The sequence below is a fragment of the Pseudomonas sp. 30_B genome, assembly GCF_017491605.1.
Classification (GTDB): Bacteria; Pseudomonadota; Gammaproteobacteria; order Pseudomonadales; family Pseudomonadaceae; genus Pseudomonas.
In genome coordinates, this window is sequence record NZ_JAFGYY010000011.1 from 19,929 (window position 1) to 38,201 (window position 18,273).

Annotated in this window: 17 protein-coding genes; 4 read left to right on the forward strand and 13 right to left on the reverse strand. The window is 66.5% G+C overall.

The window, feature by feature from the left end:
* Positions 1 to 35 precede the first annotated feature (35 nt).
* The 3 genes from J5M67_RS13850 to J5M67_RS13860 form a co-directional block, all read right to left on the reverse strand.
* Complete coding sequence (locus tag J5M67_RS13850; RefSeq protein WP_207885910.1) at positions 36 to 623, reverse strand: hypothetical protein; 588 nt, start codon at positions 621 to 623, stop codon at positions 36 to 38.
* A gap of 229 nt (positions 624 to 852) precedes the next feature.
* The gene (locus J5M67_RS13855) at positions 853 to 3,297 is read right to left on the reverse strand and encodes a TonB-dependent siderophore receptor (protein ID WP_207885911.1); all 2,445 of its coding nucleotides are present in this window, start codon (positions 3,295 to 3,297) and stop codon (positions 853 to 855) included.
* A gap of 86 nt (positions 3,298 to 3,383) precedes the next feature.
* On the reverse strand, positions 3,384 to 4,781 hold the full coding sequence (locus J5M67_RS13860) for a PLP-dependent aminotransferase family protein (RefSeq protein ID WP_207885912.1): 1,398 nt from the start codon (positions 4,779 to 4,781) through the stop codon (positions 3,384 to 3,386).
* A gap of 137 nt (positions 4,782 to 4,918) precedes the next feature.
* Here J5M67_RS13860 and J5M67_RS13865 point away from each other — a divergent pair, with 137 nt between their 5' ends.
* Entirely contained in the window at positions 4,919 to 5,800 is an 882-nt protein-coding gene (locus J5M67_RS13865; protein WP_243434664.1) for a DMT family transporter, read from the forward strand.
* Positions 5,801 to 6,244: 444 nt separating this feature from the next.
* Positions 6,245 to 8,275: a DEAD/DEAH box helicase gene (locus J5M67_RS13870; protein WP_207886090.1), complete on the forward strand. Its 2,031-nt coding sequence runs from the start codon at positions 6,245 to 6,247 to the stop codon at positions 8,273 to 8,275.
* 79 nt (positions 8,276 to 8,354) lie between these two features.
* Here the strand turns inward: J5M67_RS13870 and J5M67_RS13875 are convergent, their stop codons facing one another.
* From J5M67_RS13875 to J5M67_RS13915, 9 genes are all read right to left on the reverse strand, one after another.
* Positions 8,355 to 9,335, reverse strand: a complete 981-nt coding sequence (locus J5M67_RS13875; RefSeq protein WP_207885913.1) for a FecR domain-containing protein — start codon at positions 9,333 to 9,335, stop codon at positions 8,355 to 8,357.
* Positions 9,332 to 9,835 (reverse strand): sigma-70 family RNA polymerase sigma factor, encoded by a 504-nt coding sequence (locus J5M67_RS13880; protein ID WP_368735930.1) that lies wholly within the window; start codon positions 9,833 to 9,835, stop codon positions 9,332 to 9,334. Before J5M67_RS13880 ends, J5M67_RS13875 begins: the two co-directional genes overlap by 4 nt.
* Positions 9,836 to 10,125: 290 nt before the next feature.
* Positions 10,126 to 10,911, reverse strand: a complete 786-nt coding sequence (locus J5M67_RS13885; RefSeq protein ID WP_207885915.1) for a 3-hydroxybutyrate dehydrogenase — start codon at positions 10,909 to 10,911, stop codon at positions 10,126 to 10,128.
* 43 nt (positions 10,912 to 10,954) lie between these two features.
* Positions 10,955 to 11,302 carry a YceK/YidQ family lipoprotein gene (locus J5M67_RS13890; protein ID WP_207885916.1) on the reverse strand — a complete coding sequence of 116 codons (348 nt, stop codon included), beginning with the start codon at positions 11,300 to 11,302 and terminating at the stop codon, positions 10,955 to 10,957.
* Positions 11,303 to 11,356: 54 nt separating this feature from the next.
* Positions 11,357 to 11,716, reverse strand: coding sequence for a YceK/YidQ family lipoprotein (locus J5M67_RS13895; protein ID WP_207885917.1), 360 nt, complete (start codon positions 11,714 to 11,716; stop codon positions 11,357 to 11,359).
* 33 nt (positions 11,717 to 11,749) lie between these two features.
* A complete protein-coding gene (locus J5M67_RS13900) occupies positions 11,750 to 12,883 on the reverse strand; it encodes an ABC transporter permease (protein ID WP_207885918.1) in 1,134 nt (377 codons plus the stop codon).
* Positions 12,884 to 12,892: 9 nt separating this feature from the next.
* Positions 12,893 to 14,065, reverse strand: coding sequence for an ABC transporter permease (locus J5M67_RS13905; protein WP_207885919.1), 1,173 nt, complete (start codon positions 14,063 to 14,065; stop codon positions 12,893 to 12,895).
* The gene (locus J5M67_RS13910; protein ID WP_207885920.1) at positions 14,047 to 15,018 is read right to left on the reverse strand and encodes an HlyD family secretion protein; all 972 of its coding nucleotides are present in this window, start codon (positions 15,016 to 15,018) and stop codon (positions 14,047 to 14,049) included. Before J5M67_RS13910 ends, J5M67_RS13905 begins: the two co-directional genes overlap by 19 nt.
* A gap of 86 nt (positions 15,019 to 15,104) precedes the next feature.
* Positions 15,105 to 15,584: a phosphate-starvation-inducible protein PsiE gene (locus J5M67_RS13915; RefSeq protein ID WP_207885921.1), complete on the reverse strand. Its 480-nt coding sequence runs from the start codon at positions 15,582 to 15,584 to the stop codon at positions 15,105 to 15,107.
* Between the two features lie 198 nt (positions 15,585 to 15,782).
* Here J5M67_RS13915 and J5M67_RS13920 point away from each other — a divergent pair, with 198 nt between their 5' ends.
* Together J5M67_RS13920 and J5M67_RS13925 are read left to right on the forward strand one after the other, a co-directional pair.
* Positions 15,783 to 16,064: a DUF3509 domain-containing protein gene (locus J5M67_RS13920; RefSeq protein ID WP_207885922.1), complete on the forward strand. Its 282-nt coding sequence runs from the start codon at positions 15,783 to 15,785 to the stop codon at positions 16,062 to 16,064.
* 258 nt (positions 16,065 to 16,322) lie between these two features.
* Positions 16,323 to 16,589 (forward strand): YebG family protein, encoded by a 267-nt coding sequence (locus tag J5M67_RS13925; RefSeq protein ID WP_152225594.1) that lies wholly within the window; start codon positions 16,323 to 16,325, stop codon positions 16,587 to 16,589.
* Between the two features lie 563 nt (positions 16,590 to 17,152).
* Here J5M67_RS13925 and J5M67_RS13930 read toward each other — a convergent pair.
* Positions 17,153 to 18,187, reverse strand: a complete 1,035-nt coding sequence (locus J5M67_RS13930; RefSeq protein ID WP_207885923.1) for a Glu/Leu/Phe/Val dehydrogenase — start codon at positions 18,185 to 18,187, stop codon at positions 17,153 to 17,155.
* Between the last annotated feature and the right edge of the window lie 86 nt (positions 18,188 to 18,273).

Here is an 18,273-nt window from a genome sequence, read left to right on the forward strand (position 1 = left end):
AGAATTATATGATATTGCTTCTCAATTAAAAGAAATCAGTCGGTATCTTTGTCAGCAGCTGTGTCGGCTATCCGCTGCACAGCATAGGCCCCGCTGACGTCCATGGCCCGCAGCAGGCGCCCCATTACCCGGTCGGCTTCGACGGTGAGTCCCGCCGGTGGATCATGCGGCAGAATGCGTGACTGGCCAGGAAGCAGCTCCACGGCGGCGACCACATTGCCCTGCTCGAACAGGTATTCGTAGATCAGCAGATGATCCGGCCCTGGCAGGTCCTTGAAATCGGCGATCCGCCGCAGCACGTTGAGCGCACCGATCACCCACTCGCGGCTTTCGGCGAATTCCAGTACCGCCAGGGTCCAGGCCTGGGTCGCCTCGTCATAGTGGTTCCAGGCCGGCGAGCGCAGGTGCCGGCTCCAGCCGTCGACCCAGGCCTGCGCCGTGGTGCCCTGCCCCAGTTCGCACAGCTCGTTCCAGGTCATGTTTCCTCGCCAACGCCGGTTGATATCGAGCCATTGCTCGAAGTCGTCGAAGCAGGCCGCCGAGTCCGCCTCGCTGTGCAGGAAAGCCTCGAGATTCGGTCGGCTGATGGCGACCTTCAGATACAGCTGGCACGGCTGGGCCATGGAAAATCCTCAGTTTTCTAATCATCGTTATCACCCCGAGGTACCCGTAGCCGGGGCGCTGAAGCGATTATCCTAGAGCCTCGCAGCCGCCCGACTTATCCACTCTTTTTGCCCGTGAAGTCATCTCTTTCCGATCAACACGTACGACCGTTCAAAATCCCTACAGCCCGTCCCACATACACATCCACATAGCTGGAGCCGTGGCAGATCGCCATGTCGGGCTGCCTGCTTACCAGCGGTAGGTCGCGGTCCCGGTGACGATGCGACCGTTGCCGTAGATGCAGCGGGTGGCGTCGTAGCAGCCGGCGATGTACTCGCGGTCGGTGAGGTTGGTGGCGTTGACCGCGAAGCGCCAGGGGCCGGTCTCGTAGTGCACGGCGGCGTCGAGCAGGGTGTAACTGGGCACGTTCAGCGAGTTGTCCGGGGCCCCCGGGCTGCGGCCGTTGTAGCGGGCACCGGCGGCGAATCCGAGCCCCTTCAGCTCGCCGTCGCGCAATGTGTAGTCGGCCCACAGCGAGGCCAGGTTGCGCGGGGTCGGGATGCTGACCGGCGTCTTGCCGTCGCTGGCGTCATTGGCCTGGGTGATCTTCACGTCCTGGTAGGTGTAGGTCGCGACCAGGTTCAGCGCGTCGCTGAGGCTCGCCACGCCCTCCAGCTCCAGGCCACGGGAACGCACCTCGCCGGTCTGCACGTTGCTGTTGACGTGGCTCGGGTCCGGATCGGGGGTGACCACGTCGCGCTGGGTGATCTCGAACACCGCGGCGGTCACCGAGCTGTCCGAGCCCGTGGGCTGGAACTTCACGCCCGCCTCGTACTGCCTGGCCTTGGTCGGGTCGAAGGGTTTGCCGTAGTAGTCGGTGCCGGCATTGGGCGTGAAGCCCTCGCTGTAGCTGACGTAGGGCGCCAGGCCGTTGTCGGCGAGATAGACCAGTCCGACCCGGCCGCTGAAGGCTTCGTCCTTCTGGCTGGCATGGCTGCTGCTCGTCGTGCTGCGGGTGTCGGTGGTGGAACTGGCCCAGTCGTAGCGGCCGCCCAGGGACAGCACCCAGTGGTCGTCGAAGTGCAGTTGGTCCTGCAGGTACAGGCCGGTCTGGCGCTGGATCTGGTCAGTGTAGGTCCAGTCGTCCGGGGTGAAGGCGGACGGGTCCACCGGGCCGTAGGACGGGCCGCCGTAGAGGTCCAGCGGCGTGGTCAGCACGTAGGCCTGCGGGTCCTCGGTCTTCTGCCGTTGCCAGTCCAGGCCGAGCAGCAGGGTGTGGCGTAGCCAGCCGGTGTTGAAGTCAGCCTGGGCCTGGTTGTCCAGGGTCCAGCGGGTGTATTCGGGGTTCTCGATACCGGCATAGCGCAGCAGTGTGCGGTCGTCGCCGCCTTCCATGCCCCAGTAGCCGGTGGTGCCGACGCCGTAGACCATGTTGTCGTTCAGATCGAGATGGGCGTAACGCAGGTTCTGGCGAATCTGCCAGACGTCGTTCAGACGCGTCTCGAACTCGTAGCCGAGGCTGTATTGCTCCTTCTCGTACCTGGAGAAATGCTTGTCGCCGGTGAACAGGCTGCGGCGGATCCTGCCGTAGGGGCTGTGTTCCACCGTGCCCACCGCCGGCAGGAAGTTGTCCTGGGCGTTGGTGTCGTCCTTCAGGTAGCTGGCCATGACGGTCAGGCGGGTATCCTCGTCCGGCTGCCAGCTCAGAGACGGTGCCAGGGCCAGGCGCTTGTCTTCCCAGGGTGTATCGCGGATGTCGCCCTCGTGGCCGACCATCACCACGCGGTAGCTCCACACCCCGGCGTCATCCAGCGCGCCAGTGCTGTCGAGGCCCAGTTGCTTGCGCGCGTCACTGCCGTACTGCACCTGGATTTCGTGGCTGGCGATGGGGCTCGGGCGCTTCGACACCTGGTTGATCACCCCGCCCGGATCGCCCTGGCCGTAGAGCACGCCGGCCGGGCCGCGCAGTACTTCGACGCGCTCCAGCATGTAAGGGTCGACCATCCAGCTGGCGAGGTTGATGGTGTTGGGCAGCTGCAGGCCGTCCTGGTAGGTGGTGGGCGAAAAGCCGCGAATCACGGTGTACCAGTCCGAGCGGTTGTTGGAGCCGTAGGACGACACGCCCGGCGTGTAGCGCAACGCCTCGTTCACCGAGTGCACGGCCTGGGCCTCCATGCGCTCGCGGGTCACCACGGAGATGGACTGCGGCGTCTCGTGGATCGGCGTATCGGTCTTGGTCGCGGTAACGCTGCGCCTGGCCACGTAGCCCTGCACCGGGCCCTTGGGGTCTTCCTCCGTCTGGCCCGTAATGGTCTGTGCGTTCATTTCCAGCGCGCCTTCGGTGGCACTGCGTTGCAGACGGTAGCTGCCGTCTGCGCTGGCCTCGGCGGACAAGCCGCTGCCGGACAGCAGCACGGCAAACCCGGCGTCCACCGAATAGTCGCCAGCCAGCCCCTGGCTGCCGAGGCCACGGGTCAGCGCCGGATCGAAGCTCAGCAGCACGCCGGCCTGACGCGCGTAGGCATTCAGCGCATCCTCCAGGCTGCCGGCGGGTACGCTGAAGTGCTGCGCGGAGGACGCGGCCAGGACGGAAGAGCAAGGCAGGAGCAGCGGCAGGCTGGCGGCCAGGCCGAGCGCGGCGATGCGCAGGGCGTGAGACAGCGGACGCTGGCGCGCGGTGGGGACGGCGGGCATGGAATTTCCTTGTGCAGATCAAGCGGGACTGCACAGAGGCCGAACGACGAAGCAAAACCTGCAGGCCGATCTAAAAAATTTTTCTGTCAGCGCGTGCGCGCCGCGTCCATGGCCCGTTCCAGCCCCTCGAACACCCGTGGCGACAGGCACTGGGCGACGTTGAAGCGCAGGAAGCCGGTGGCGCTCTGGCTGAGGCTGAAGACGTTGCCCGGCGCCAGCACCAGGTTGTCCGCCAGCGCCGCGCGGGACACCTCGGCGGCATCCAGCCCGCCCGGCAGGCTGGCCCAGATGAACACCCCGCCGCGCGGCTCCAGCCAGGGCTGGATATCCAGCGCGCGCAGGCGCTGCAGCGTCTCGCCCATGGCGTCGGCGAGGCGTGCGCGCAGGCTGTCCAGATGCCGGCGGTAGCTGCCCTTGCGCAGCAACTCATGGAGCATTTCCGCGCTGAACGGACTGTTGCCGAAGCTGGTGGCCAGCTTCAGGTCCACCAGGCGCTCGCACCATTCGGGCTTGGTGGCGATGTAGCCGCAGCGCACCGAGGCCGACAGCGTCTTGGAGAAGCTGCCGACCTGGATCACCCGCTCCAGCCCGTCGAAGGCCGACAGGCGCGGCGCGCTCTCGTGCTCGAAGTCGCCGAAGATGTCGTCCTCGACGATCAGCAGGTCATGGACCTCGGCCAGCTTCAGCAGGCGATGGGCGACCAGCGGCGAAAGCACCGCGCCGGTGGGGTTATGGAAGGCCGAATTGGTGATGTACAGGCGCGGCCGGTGCTGCTCCAGCAGGCTCGCCATGGCGGCCACGTCCGGCCCGGTCGGCGTATAGGGCACGCCGATCACCTGCACGCGGTGGGCACGCAGCAGGGCCTGGAAGTTGAAGTAGCCAGGGTCGTCCACCAGTACGCAATCGCCCGGCTCCAGCAGGAAGCGGCAGACCAGGTCGATGGCCTGCGTACCGTTATCGGTGAGCACCACCTGCTGCGGGCCGACCGGCACGCCGTAATCCGCCAGGCGCCGCGCCAGTTGCTCGCGCAGGCCGGAATGGCCGTAGGGGCGGCCGTACTCCAGCAGGCTTGATTGCGGCGCCCGGGCGATCTGTCGCAGCGCGCGGCGCAGTTCGTCTTCCGGCAACCAGGACGGCGGCAGCCAGCCGCAGCCAGGCTTGAGCGAGGTGTCGGCGGCTTCCAGCGACTGACGGGATATCCACAGGGGATCGATGCTGCGGTCCAGGGCCGGGCTGATCTCCGCCAGCGACAGGGGCGGCGCATGGCCGCTGACATAGAAGCCGGAGCCGCGCCGGGCGGCGATCACTCCATCGGCAGCGAGGCGGTCATAGGCCTCGACCACCGTGGTCTTGGACACCTCCAACTGTTCGGCCAACTGGCGGATCGACGGCAGCCGCTCCCCTGGCACCAGCGCCCGTGCAGCCAGGCGCTCGCGCACATGGTGCATCACCGAATCGACCCGCGTGCTCTTTGGCCTGCCCATGCTGCCCTCACCTGCCCAGGATAATGTGTACCGGAATAATTTACGGACAGTTTGCGAAAATTGTACCTTTCTGTCACTGGCCGCTCGGCGGGTCCCGGCGCATCCTCGATGCTCGCTCTCCTGCTGGATGGACCATCATGAACAACACTCTCGCCATGAACCGCAATCTCGGCGGCTGGCTCAGCGGCTTCCTCGGCGTCCTCATCTTCAGCGGCTCGCTGCCGGCCACGCGGGTGGCGGTGGCCGACTTCGACCCGACCTTCCTCACCCTCGCCCGCGCCAGCATCGCCGGCCTGCTGGCGGCGGCGATCCTGATCCTGCTGCGGCAGAAGCTGCCGGCGCGCAAGGACCTGATCCCCCTGCTGGTGGTCGCCGGCGGCGTGGTGGTCGGCTTCCCGCTGCTCACCGCGCTGGCGCTCAAGCACGTCAACTCGGCCCACGCCATCGTCTTCGTCGGCCTGCTGCCGCTGGCCACCGCGCTGTTCGGCGTGATGCGCGCCGGCGAACAGCCACGCCCGGCGTTCTGGGTGTGCTCGCTGCTGGGCAGCGCCGTGGTGGCCGGCTTCGCGCTATCGCAGAGCGGCGCGGGCAATCTGACCGGCGACCTGCTGATGCTCGCCGCCATTGCCGTCTGTGGCCTGGGCTACGCCGAAGGCGGGCGCATCGCCCGGCACCTGGGCAGCTGGCAGGTGATCTGCTGGGTGCTGGTGCTGTCCCTGCCGCTGATGCTGCCGCTGGCCTGGTACACCCAGCCGGAAACCTTCAGCGGCGCCAGCTGGCCGGCCTGGCTGAGTCTGGGCTACGTGTCGCTGTTCAGCATGCTGATCGGCTTCTTCTTCTGGTACCACGGCCTGGCCACCGGCGGCATCGCGGCGGTCGGCCAGCTGCAATTGCTGCAGCCGTTCTTCGGCCTGGCGCTGGCCGGCCTGCTGCTGCACGAGCAGATCAGCCCGCTGATGGCCGGCGCCACCGTCGCCGTGGTGCTGTGCGTCGCCGGAGCCAAGCGCTTCGCCCGCTGACTGACCGCTGGTTTCCTTCCGCGCCCAGGCGAGAAAAATCGCGGTATCATCGGGCGTTTGCGTACTCGGCTGGATCGCCGGAAGGAAACTCGGATGAAGCCACCCGCCGAATCTCCACTGCCTGCCGTGGAGCGCGACGAATTCGCGCCACGGCCACGCCTGACCCTGGGCAGCCACGTGCACAGCGGTTTCGACCTGCGCAGCGGGCGCATGCAGAACATCTCCCGGCACCGCGCCGCGCTGGCCTTCCTGTATGACGACATGCCGGTCTCCGGCAGCGTCACCCCGCGCTCGGGCCGCGAGATCCGGGTATTCCGCGATGACCGGATCGTGCGCGTCAGCCGCCAGCTGGAGCTGGAACAGGCCTGGCGCCTGGACCTGCGCGAACTGGGCTTCAAGCCGGCGATGCGGCGCAGCGATGCGCTGGAGGACAGCGCTGGGGAAATGTTCGAACTGCCCGACGACAGCGCCTGGCAGGAGTTCATGCGCGAAGGCCTGCTGCAGCTGCGCGAACAGGGCTGGGAAATCGACGTGCGCCCGGAGTTCGTCTTCGACATCTCGCCGGTGGAAGACTGGTACGCGGAGATCGAGGAAACCGAGGACCGCCAGTGGTTTGACCTGGAACTGGGCATCCAGGTGGACGGCCGCCGCATCAGCCTGCTGCCGTCGCTGATCGAACTGATCCGGCGCATGCCCGCGCTGCTCGACCCGGCCGCCCTCGCCCGCCACGCCGACGACGAACAACTGGTGCTGCGCCTGGATGCCGGGCGCAACCCGATCCATACCTGGCAGACCGCCTCGGACCGCCCACTGCGGGTATCGCTGCCGTTCGGCAAGCTCAAGCCGATGCTCGGCACGCTGTCGGAGTTCTACATCGGCGACCTGCCGCCGGTGCGCCGCCTGCGCATGGGCGCGGCCGACGCCTCGCGCCTCTCCGAACTGGAAGAGCTGCCGCTGGCCTGGGAAGGCGGCGAGCAGCTGCGCGAGATCGCCCACCGCCTGCGCGACTACCGCGCGCGCCCGGCAGCGATTCCCGAGGGCCTCAACGCCGAGCTGCGCGCCTACCAGCACGAAGGCCTGAGCTGGATGCAAACCCTGCGCGAAGTCGGCGCCAGCGGCATCCTCGCCGACGACATGGGCCTGGGCAAGACGCTGCAATCCCTCGCCCACATCCTGCTGGAGAAGCAGGCCGGGCGCCTGACCAGCCCGGCGCTGGTGATCATGCCCACCAGCCTGATCCCCAACTGGCTGGACGAGGCCGAACGCTTCACCCCCGACCTGCGCGTGCTCGCCCTGCACGGCGCCGGCCGGCGCAAGGCGTTCGCCAGGATCACCGAGCACGACCTGATCCTCACCACCTACGCCCTGCTGCCGCGCGATGCGGAGAAGCTCGCGCAGCACGAGTACCACCTGCTGATCCTCGACGAGGCGCAGAACATCAAGAACGCCGGCACCAAGGCGGCCCAGGCCGCGCGCCACCTGCAGGCGCGCAACCGCCTGTGCCTGACCGGCACGCCGCTGGAGAATCACCTGGGCGAGCTGTGGTCGCTGTTCCACTTCCTGCTGCCCGGCTGGCTGGGCGACGCCCGCCAGTTCGCCATCGACTACCGCACGCCCATCGAGCGCCACGGCGACCAGGGCCGCCTGAGCCACCTGGCCGCGCGCATCCGTCCCTTCCTGCTGCGCCGCACCAAGGAACAGGTAGCCTCGGAACTGCCGCCCAAGAGCGAGTTTATCCAGCACATCGAACTCAGCGAGGCACAGCGCGACCTCTACGAGACCGTGCGCCTGGCGCTGGACCGCAAGGTGCGCGACGAGATCGCCCGACGCGGCCTGGCACGCAGCCGCATCATCATCCTCGAGGCGCTGCTGAAGCTGCGCCAGGTGTGCTGCGACATCCGTCTGGTGAACAAGGAGGCTCCGCCGCCCACCGGCAAATCCGCGCGCGCGGTGACCTCGGGCAAGCTGGTGTACCTGCTGGACATGCTCGAAGAGCTGCTCGCCGAAGGCCGCCGCGTACTGGTGTTCTCGCAGTTCACCTCGATGCTCGCGCTGATCGGCGAGGCGCTGGCCGAGCGCAACCTGGAATACGCCCTGCTCACTGGCGACACCCGCGACCGCCGCGCGCCAGTGAAGGACTTCCAGGAAGGCCGCGTGCCGCTGTTCCTGATCAGCCTGAAGGCCGGCGGTGTAGGCCTGAACCTGACAGCCGCCGACACCGTGATCCACTACGACCCCTGGTGGAACCCGGCCGCCGAGAACCAGGCCAGCGACCGCGCCTACCGCATTGGCCAGGACAAGCCGGTGTTCGTCTACAAGCTGATCGCCCGTGGCACGGTGGAAGAGAAGATCCAGCTGCTGCAACGCGACAAGGCGGCGTTGGCCGCCGGCATCCTCGAAGGCACCGGCTCCGACTGGCAGCTCGACGACGCCGATATCGACGCGCTGTTCGCGCCGCTGCCCAAGGCGGTTTGAACCTGTAGGAGCGGGCCATGCCCGCGATTCGCGCCCATGGGGCGCTCCTACAGGAACAACGCCCCCGGAATCCAAGGACTCAAGCCAACGGCACCAGCTTCACCCACCAGCGCGTCCGGTACTGCGCCCGTACCGGCAGGCTACGTTGCAGGGCGGCGATGGCCTGCTCCGGCTGGTCCAGCGGGAACACACCGGAGATCGCCAGGTTCGCCACCTCCGGATCGCAGCGCAGCACGCCGGGGCGGTAGCGCGCCAACTCGGCGCACAAGCGGCCGAGCGTCCACTGCCGTGCCACCAGATAGCCGTCGCTCCAGGCCAGCGAATCGGCATCCAGCGCCGTCTCGCCATACAGCCCCGTGCGGTCGAAGCGCACCTGGCGGCCGGCAACTACCACCTCGGCTGGCTCATCGCGCAGTGCCGGCGTGACAGCCACCGCGCCCTCCTGCACGGACAGCCGCGCATCGCTGCCATCCAGGCGCACGGCGAAGCGTGTGCCCAGCGCCTGCAGACGGCCCAGCGGCGTGTCCACCCAGAAGGTGCGGCGTGCACTGTCCGGGGCGGTCTGCACCAGCATCTCGCCGCTGTACAGGCGCACCCGGCGCTGCTGTGGGTCGTAGACGATATCCACAGCGCTGTCCGTATTGAGCTGCAACCAGCCGCCATCGGGCAGCGCAATGCGCCGGCGCTCGCCGACCGAGGTGCGCTGCTGTGCCAGCCAGGGCGAATCGCGCAGGCCGAAGCTGCCGCTGCCCACCACCGCCGCGCTGCCGGCGAGCAGCAGCAGGCTCTTCAAGGCCCGCCGCCGCGCCGGATCGACCGCCGCGCGACGCAGCGAGCGGCTGGCCACGGCCGGTGCCACGCCGCCCAGGCGCCCGTCGAAGAACTCCAGGCGCTGCCAGGCCTGCTCATGGGCCGGATCGGACGCCCGCCAACGCTGGCAGGCATCTACCTCATCGGACGCGGCCAGCCCGGAGGCCAGGCGCACGCGCCAGCCGATGGCCTGCTCCACCACCGCATGCTCCAGACGCGGAGCGACATCGAGGGTGCCGCTGCGGTTCATGGATAGAGCGCCTGGTAGCAATGGCCGAAGGCCTGGGTCATGTACTGCTGCACCGAACTCAGGGAAACGCCCAGGCGCTCGGCGATCTGTGGATAAGTCAGGCCATCCAGCTGCGACAGCAGGAAGGCGCTGCGCACGACCGGGCGCAGACCATCGAGCAGGCGGTCGATTTCCATCAAGGTCTCCAGCACCATCGCCCGCTCCTCGGCGGACGGTGCTCCGGCCTCGGGCTGCTGCGCCAGGCTGTCGAGCCAGGCACGTTCCAGGCTCTGGCGGCGGAAGTGATCGACCATCAGCCCACGGGCGACGGTGGCGAGGAAGGCTCGGGGCTCGTGCAGTCCCTTGAGTTCGCTGCGACCGAGCAGGCGGACGAAGGTGTCCTGGGCCAGGTCCGCCGCCTGATGGCGACATTCCAGGCGGCGATAGAGCCAGCCGAGTAGCCAGGAGTGATGACCGGCATAGAGCTCGCCGACCTGTGAATGCTGTGTGGCTGACGTCACGGGAGCCCCCTGCGCGCGAACGTCCTGCATCGCGGCCCGGGTGAAACAGAGCCTCAAATGCGAAAACTTATCATTTGCGCAAAGATGCCATGGACGGGCCATCACGGCAAGGGCCGTGGGCAAGGTGCGGTCGACGCTGCGGGGGAATTCTGTTCGCGAGCAAGGGCTGGGCGCCTCCTCGGCCCTACGATGCACTGCCTGCAGGAGCGAGCTTGCTCGCGAACCGCGTCTCACAGGCTTGATCGCGGACGGAATCCGCTCCTACGAAAAGCGCAACTTGCGGGAATCGCTCAGCGCATCCCCCAGCCATGGCTGACCAGCACCGACTGCCCGGTGAGCGCTGCCGAGGGGAAGCTGGCGAGGAACAGCACGGTCTGCGCCACATCCTCGACGGTGGTGAACTCGCCGTCCACGGTGCCGCCGAGCATGACCCTCTTCACCACCTCGTCCTCGCTGATGCCCAGCTCCTTCGCCTGCTCGGGAATCTGCTTCTCCACCAGCGGCGTACGCACGAAGCCGGGGCAGACCACATGGGAACGCACGCCGTGCGGCCCGCCCTCCTTCGCCAATGTGCGCGCCAGGCCGAGCAGTCCGTGCTTGGCGGTGACGTAGGCGGACTTCAGCGGCGACGCCTCATGGGAGTGCACCGAGCCCATGTAGATCACCACGCCACCGCGTTTGGCCGGGTACATGTGGCGCAGCGCGGCGCGGGTGGTGAGGAAGGCGCCGTCGAGGTGGATGGCGAGCATCTTCTTCCAGTCGGCGAAGGCGAAGTCCTGCAATGGACTGACGATCTGGATGCCGGCATTGGAGACGAGGATGTCGATGCTGCCGAAGGTGGCGACGACCCGGTCGATACCACTGCCCACCGCCTGCTCGTCGGTGACATCCATCGCTACCGCCAAGGCCTTGCCGCCGGCGTTTTCGATCTGATCCACCACGCGCTGGGCAGCGTCCTGCTGCAGGTCGGCGATGGCCACTGCCGCCCCGGCCTGAGCCAGGGTCAGGGCGATCTGCTTGCCAATGCCGCTGGCGGCGCCAGTGATCACCGCGACCTTGCCATTCAATGGGTTCATCACAGCACTCCTCGAATGATCCGAAACACTCACTCTAGACGGGCTACTCTCGGAGCATCTGGATACTGCCGTCCCGATTCTGGCGGTACAGCGTGTACGGCAGCACCAGGGTATCGGCCACCGCGGACAAGCCCATATCGATGACGGGCGCCGGATACTCCATCAGGCCAATACGATAGAGCGGCCCACCACGCTCATGACCATTGCCGCTCAACACGCAGATGTTGTAGACCACGCCACCGTAAACCCGAGGCAGCGTGTCGCCGCAGGCAGTTCCCTTGAGCTCCAGATCATCGACCTTGGCGACATTGTCACTGGACAACGTCCGGACCGACCCGCACCCCGCAATGCCAGCCACGATCAGCAGCGCGACCATCAAGCGAACGATCATGGTTCAACTCCCTGTCAACGAATGACCGCCCGCGTTGGGCGGCGGATGCATCACTCAATCCTTACGCAACTCGATACTGCCATCGCGGTTCTGGCGATAGACGGTATAGGGCAAGGCCAGGGTATCGACGACGCCGGATAAAGCCATGTCCAGCACGGGCAGGACCTGCGGGCCGATAGTCGCGTTGGCCGGCGTATCCGGCGTCTTGCTCGGCGTATCAGTCGGCGGCTCGCCGTACAGTTGGCAGGCATCCCAGACCACGCCGCCGTACACCCGCGGAATGGCCCCGCAATAGGTACCCTTGAGCCGCAGATCGCTGGCGCTCATGACATCGTCGCTGCGCAGTGTGTGGTAGGACCCGCAGCCACTGAGCAGACTCGCCAGCAGCAGTGGCCAGGTCAGGCACGGCTTCATATCGAAACTCCTTCTCGATAACGAAAGGGCGCTCTACCAGCCCTTGAGCTGGTCCCAGCGCCAGTTGCGGTACTGGTAGATCAGTGTACCCAGCACTCCATAAGCCGCGGCCATGGCAAAGAGGATGAGAATCCTGTCCGCCACCGCCGATAGCGGCAGGTTCATCTGGTTCATCTCCACCACCGCGCGGATCGCCCAGGTGGATGGGATCGCGTCAGCCAGCAGCTGCACCCACTGCGGCATGGCCTGCGGCGGCCAGGTGAAGCCGGCCATGTAGAACAGCGGCAGGGTGATGAAGGTCATGGTCAGGTAGACCGCCTCCTCCGAGGGCAGCAGCTCGGCGATGAACTCGCTCATGGCGATCACCGCCAGCAGGAAGGGCAGCACCAGCCCCATCAGCATGAAGAACGAGGCGGTCTGCCGGTAACCCATCATCCACGGCCAGATCACGTAGAAGAGCATCGCCAGCACCGTCCAGATCAGCAATTGCGCGGCGTAGCGACCGAAGCGCGTGGAGGTCGGCTGGCGCAGCGAACGCGGGGTGCCGCCGCGCAGGTTGAGGTTCACCCGCGTGCAGGAGAGCAGCAGGCTGTGCTGCAGGATCAGCGTCACCAGCCCCGGCAGGACGATGGCGGCGAAGCTGGTGCCAGGGTTGAACAGGTCGGTGAGCTGGCCGACCGCCGGTTGCAGGAGGACGTTCGACTGAGTCTCGGAGAAGCCATTACGCATCAGCCGCTCGCGGTTGTAGCGCAGCGAGAGTTCGGTGTAGGTGGCGCTGATGTCCTGCTGGATCTGACCGTTGGCCATGCGGTTGGTGGCGTCGCCGAAGATCGGCACGGTAACCGACTCGCCACGCAGCACGCGCTTCTCGAAGTCCAGCGGGATCACCACGATGGCGAACAGCTTGCGCCAGGCCAGGTCGTGCTGCGCCTCGGGCAACTGGTCGTAGCCGAGGGTGGCGATCTTCGGCGCGGCATCGAGCAGGCGCACCAGCTCGCGGGACACGGCGCTGTGGTCCATGTCGATCACCGCCACCGGCAGGTCGTTCATGGTGCGGTGGGCGTAGGGCAAGGTGGTCAGCGCCACCGACAGCACCATCATCAGCCACAGCGGCTTGCTCAGCATGTTCACTAGGGATTCGCGGAAGACGCTCCAGAAATTTTCCATGCGCGCTCCTTACGCCGGGCTCAGGTCGAGGCGCCGGCGCAGGCGCATCTTGGCGATCATGTAGGCGATCAGTGGGTAGAGCAGCAGCTTGCAGCAGGTGTAGAGCCCGGACTCGGCCGGCGCCTTGCGCAGGAACTGGTCGAACAGGCCGTGGAGGGTGTGGGTCAGCGGCTCGGCCTCGGCGATCACGCGGGCGATCGGCGGCATCGCCAGTTCCGGCAGCAGCACGCCGGAGTAGGTCTGTGCCAGGCCGATCAGCAGGCCGATCAGCGAGTAGGCGCTGAAGCGGTTGGCGGTGAAGATGAACAGCACCAGCCCGAGGCTCTGCGCCGCCGCCACGTAGCAGAAGGTGATCGCCAGCATCCACCAGGGATTGCCGTTGATCCGCGCGCCATTGAGCTCCACCAGCAGGAACAGCTCCACCATCAGCAGTGTGCTGAACAGCAGCGTGTAGGGCGCCAGCTTACCCAGCAGGCGCACGCCGAGGGCCTGGGCACGGAGGATGTGCGGCGACGAGGCGCGCAGCTCCGGCGCCTCGCGGGCCAGCACATGGACGGTGGCGACGATCACGAACAGTTGCAGCAGGTGGACGATGGCGGCGAACTGCTGGAAGTAGATGTAGTTGCCGCTGGCGTTGAACAGGCTCTCGTAGGACACCGCGATGCTCGCCAGTGCTGGCATCGGGCGGTCCATGCCGGCGGCCAAGCGCGGGCGCAGCTCGGCATTCACCGAGCTCATCAGCCCGCTGAAGTCCTGGGTCGAGTAGAAGCCGGCGGAATAGAACAGCGAGTTGTAGTACAGCTCGGCGGTGGGCTGGCGGCCGGCCAGCGCGTCCGCCTCGAAGTCGCGGGGAATGTAGAGCAGCGCGTAGTCGTCGGCCATGCGCAGGCGGCGCAATCCCTCCTGCAGACCGCCGCCGAGCACCTCGACCCTAGCGTGGGAGCCGGCGTCCAGCTCGCGGACGATCTGCCGCGACAGGTGACTGTGGTCGGCATCGACCACCGCCACCGGCATGTCCAGCAGGGTGCCGGCCTGGTATACCCCGCTGATCACCACGAACAGCAGCAACGGCCAGAGCCAGCCGAGCCAGTGGATGGTCCAGCTGCGCAGGGCGATGCGCGTCTCGCTGCCGAAGGCCTGGGCGAAACGCTGCAGGTTGCGCCTTACTGCTGCCAGTGCCACAGCGCGCTCATCCCGGGGCGCAGGCCGTCCACCGGTTTCTCCGGGTAGAGCCGCACTTCGAAGGTCTTCAGGTCGAAGTCGCCGGTGGCGCGGGTCGCACGCTTGGTGGCGAAGTCGCCGAGCGGTGCGATGTAGCTGACCTTGGCCTTCACCTCGAGATTCTTCAGGGCCGGCACCTGGATCGCCACTTCATCGCCCTTCTTCACGTCGGCAAGGATGTCTTCGCGCAGGTTGAACACGAAATAGCTGTCGGACAGCCGCACCAGCGTCAGCAATGGGCTGTAGGCGTTGACCAGCTCGCCCTGCTCCGCCGGGATCGGCCCGACTTCGCCGTCCACCGGCGCCACCACGTTGAGGTCGTCGGTCTGCGCCTGCAGTTCGAGGATCTGCGCATCGGCCCGGCGCACCGCCGCTTCCAGCGCACGGCGGCGTTCCTCGCGGTCGCCCTGGTTGCCCTGGTCGAGATTGGCCTGGGCCTCGGCGACGCGGTTGCGCGCCACATCGCGGCCACGCCGGGACAGGTCCAGCTGTGCCTGGGACACGAAGCCGCGGCCAGCCAGCTCCTGGTTGCGCTGGTACTCGAGGTCGGCGTTGCGCATCTCGGCCTGGGCCTGGGACAGGCTGGCCTGCAAGGCGCGCAGAGTCTCTTCGCGGGTGCCGTGGAGGGATTCGTCGAGATTGGCCTGCACCTGGTTGCGCGCGGCGCGCAGGGAGTCCAGCTGGGCCTGCAGCTCCGGGCTGCTGAGGGAAATCAGCAACTGCCCCTGCTTCACATCGTCGCCGCGCCGCACATGCAGCACTTCGACCCGCCCCTTGGCCTTGGAGGCGACGATCACGTCGGTGGCGTCCGCCTCGCCCTGCAGCAGCAGGGGCTGAGTGTGCAGGCGCAGGTACAGGGTAATGGCGATGATCACCAGGATCAGCAGGGGTGCGAACAGCTTCCATCCCTTCATGGGCTCGGTCTTCCTCGGCGGCCGGATGCACCGATGGTAGTGCATCCGGCCGCGCTACGGCGGACCGGGATCAGTCGTCGGTGCGATCAGCGCTCGTCGTCGCTGATCAGGTCACGCTCGCCGCCACGCTGCGGCGAGGCCGGCGACGGGAAGCGCGAGGAGGCATAGCGCACCACCAGGATCGCCAGCGCCAGCAGCAACAGGGCCACCGAGACCAGGATGATGCCGTCGTCCGGCACGTGGTTGTGCTGGATGTCGGCGATCATCAGGCGGGTCAGCGCGGTCATCGCCACGTAGATCAGGAAGCGCACCGGCATGTGGTTGGTCTTGAAGTAGATCCCCACCATCGCGCCCAGTTCGAGGTAGATGAACAGCAGCAGGATGTCATCGATGCTCGCGTGGCCCTTGCCCATCATCTCGCCGAAGGCCACCGCCGCCGACCAGAACACCGAGCCGCCGATGGCGAATAGCGCCAGGTAATGGAAGCCCTCCACCAACAGGTTGCCCAGGGATTCGGCACAACCGTGCATCCGTTCTCGCAAGCGCTCGGCCCAGTCCAGTTTCATTGGTTACACCTCCGTTTCTTTAAGGATTCCTTGGGGTAAAGCCTGCCAGCCACTATTTGTAAGCACTGCGATTGCAAGCACTACGCCATTGATCTTGAGCAGTCATGGCAGCACGTCGCTGCGGCACCATGACGGCGAACTTTTCCGGTGGGCCTCCGGTCAATCCAGAAGCACGCCCACAACAGGCAGGACCGATTCATGCAAAGCCCCTTTCAGGTACTGACCGACGCCTTTCAGCACCAGTACCGCGTCAACTTCAGCCTCGAACGGCTCGACGGCAGCATCGTCCTCACCCTCTCCACCGAGGACGGCGTCGCTGCGCGCCGCATGATCCGTAGCAGCCAGTTGCAGGACCCGGAGCAGCTACAGCGGGTGATCCAGAGCGTCCGCTTCGGCATCGCCATCGAGCACGGCCGCATGGCACCGCAATTGCTGGCCACGATGGCGCGCAACGGCCACGGCCTGCTCATCGCCTCCTAAGCCAAATTCTCATCATCTGAAAGTTCTGACTGACGGCGCCTTGCGCCGGTCACGTCGGAGCCGCTGCGCGCGCCTTCGGGGCGCGCGCACCGCTTTGGGCCACCGCAGACAGTGGCCGAATTCCGGCATTCCTCTTCTCCGCGTCTAGGCTTCTGACGAATGGTTCGCGCACGGGCAGTAGCATTGCGCGATCACTTTGCTGTATAAATAAACAGTAATTTCCACTCCCCCAACAAGAGAAGGCTTACGAGGTGATGAATGGCCGTCGAAGTGGTGTACCGCAGCAGCCGCGATCCGGAGCGCCTGTTCATGGATAAGGCGGAAGCCGACCGGCACGACAAGATGCTGGAGCTGGCGGAAACGCTGGCTGAGGTACTGCAGAAGGCGGTGCCTTCGCTCAAGGAGGACCAGGTCGAGGAGATCGGCATCTTCATGGCCAAGAATCGCGACGCCTTCGCCCGTGCCTTCAAGAACCAGCCAGATGCGTTGAACGAGATTTTCAGCGAGGCTGCGGCCGAGGAGTGAGCCGGTAGCTGGCCCATCGCGGACAGAGTCCGCTCCTACGCAGGCGCAAAGCACTGGTGTTCCCCAGTGAAATTGGATTCATCCGCGAGGGATTTCGCGGACAAGGTCCGCTCCTTCAAGAGCAAGTGCCCCGCACAGTTCTGGCTCTGGATTTAAAGACTTCCAGAGAAACCTCCGCACACGCCAGAGCGCCCCTTCAGGAGGCCGAGTGGAATCGGAGTTTCAGGGGTTGAGCGACATGGATGTCGCGAGAGCGTCGTTGGGCCATGGATGGCCCGTCGACGCGTGCCCCTGAAACTTCGATGGAGCGAGGGCAGTCCCGCGAAGCGGGACCCGGATGCAGGGGCAAGACTTTTGGTTACTTTGCGTGGGGCGGCCATCCGTCGTTTGGCAAAGTGACTCGCCCGAGGGGGCGAAACAAGAAACATCCGAACACACCGAAGCGGCGCTGGAACACCCAGACCCAGAAACGGCGGATAACGCTTTACGCGTTATTCGCCCTACGAAAGCCAAGAGCATCGCGGACGGAGTCCGCTCCTACGAAAGCCGCACGAGCGGCTATATCAGTGCCCCGAATATTCCCCATAGAGAATCCGCTCCGCCAACTTATCGGCGACCCGCGCCGGCGACAGGTGATCGGCCTGGGCGTGGGCATAAACCTCGGTCAGCCGCTCGGAAATCCGCGACAGGTGTGCGGTGATGGTCGGCAGCAGCTCGCCCTGGTGTTGCAGCGCAACGTAGATCAGCCCGCCGGAATTGATCACATAATCTGGCGCATAGAGGATTCCCCTCGCCTCCAGTTCGTCAGCCACCTCGGGATGCGCCAGCTGGTTGTTCGCCGCCCCCGCCACCGCAGCGCAGCGCAGGTGACCGACCACCTGCGAGGTAAGTACCCCGCCCAGCCCGCACGGCGCGAGGATGTCGCAGGGGGTGGTGAGCAGCGCTTCGTTGGGCACCGGACGTGCCCCCAGTTGCTCCACCGCCAATTCCACTTTTCCCGAATCGATATCGCTTACCAGCAGCTCCGCACCAGCGGCGGACAAGTGCTCCGCCAGCGCATAGCCCACATGCCCCAGGCCCTGGATGGCAACCCGCAAGCCGTCCAGGTCATCGCTGCCCAGGCGCGCCTGGGCGCTGGCGCGAATGCCGGCGAACACGCCCAGTGCGGTGTGCGGCGAGGGGTCGCCGCCCGTGGTGGTGCTGGTGACATGGCGGGTGTACTGGGCGATGCAATCCATGTCCGCGCTGGAGGTGCCGCTGTCCACTGCAGTGACGTAGGCACCGCCCAGGGAATCGATGAAGCGGCCGAAGGCTTCGAACAGTTCGCCGCGATTGGGCACATGGGGCGGGCGGATGATCACCGCCTTGCCGCCGCCCTGGCGCAACCCGGCCAGCGCGGCCTTGTAGCTCATGCCCTGGGCCAGCCGCGCGGCATCACGCAGGGCGGCGTCCTCGCTGGGATAGGGCAGATAGCGGCAACCACCCAGCGCCGGCCCGAGCCGGGAATTGTGGATGGCGATGATGGCCTTGAGTCCCGTGGCCGGGTCCTGGGCGAGATGCAGCGACTCGAGCCGGGTGGCTTCCATCATGGCGAACATGGCGGCGCTCCCTTGCTGTTGACCGGGTCCCCGTGTTTCGGGGCCCTAACAGTATAGGCAGTGCCGCCTCTGCGCGTTGGCCGGCG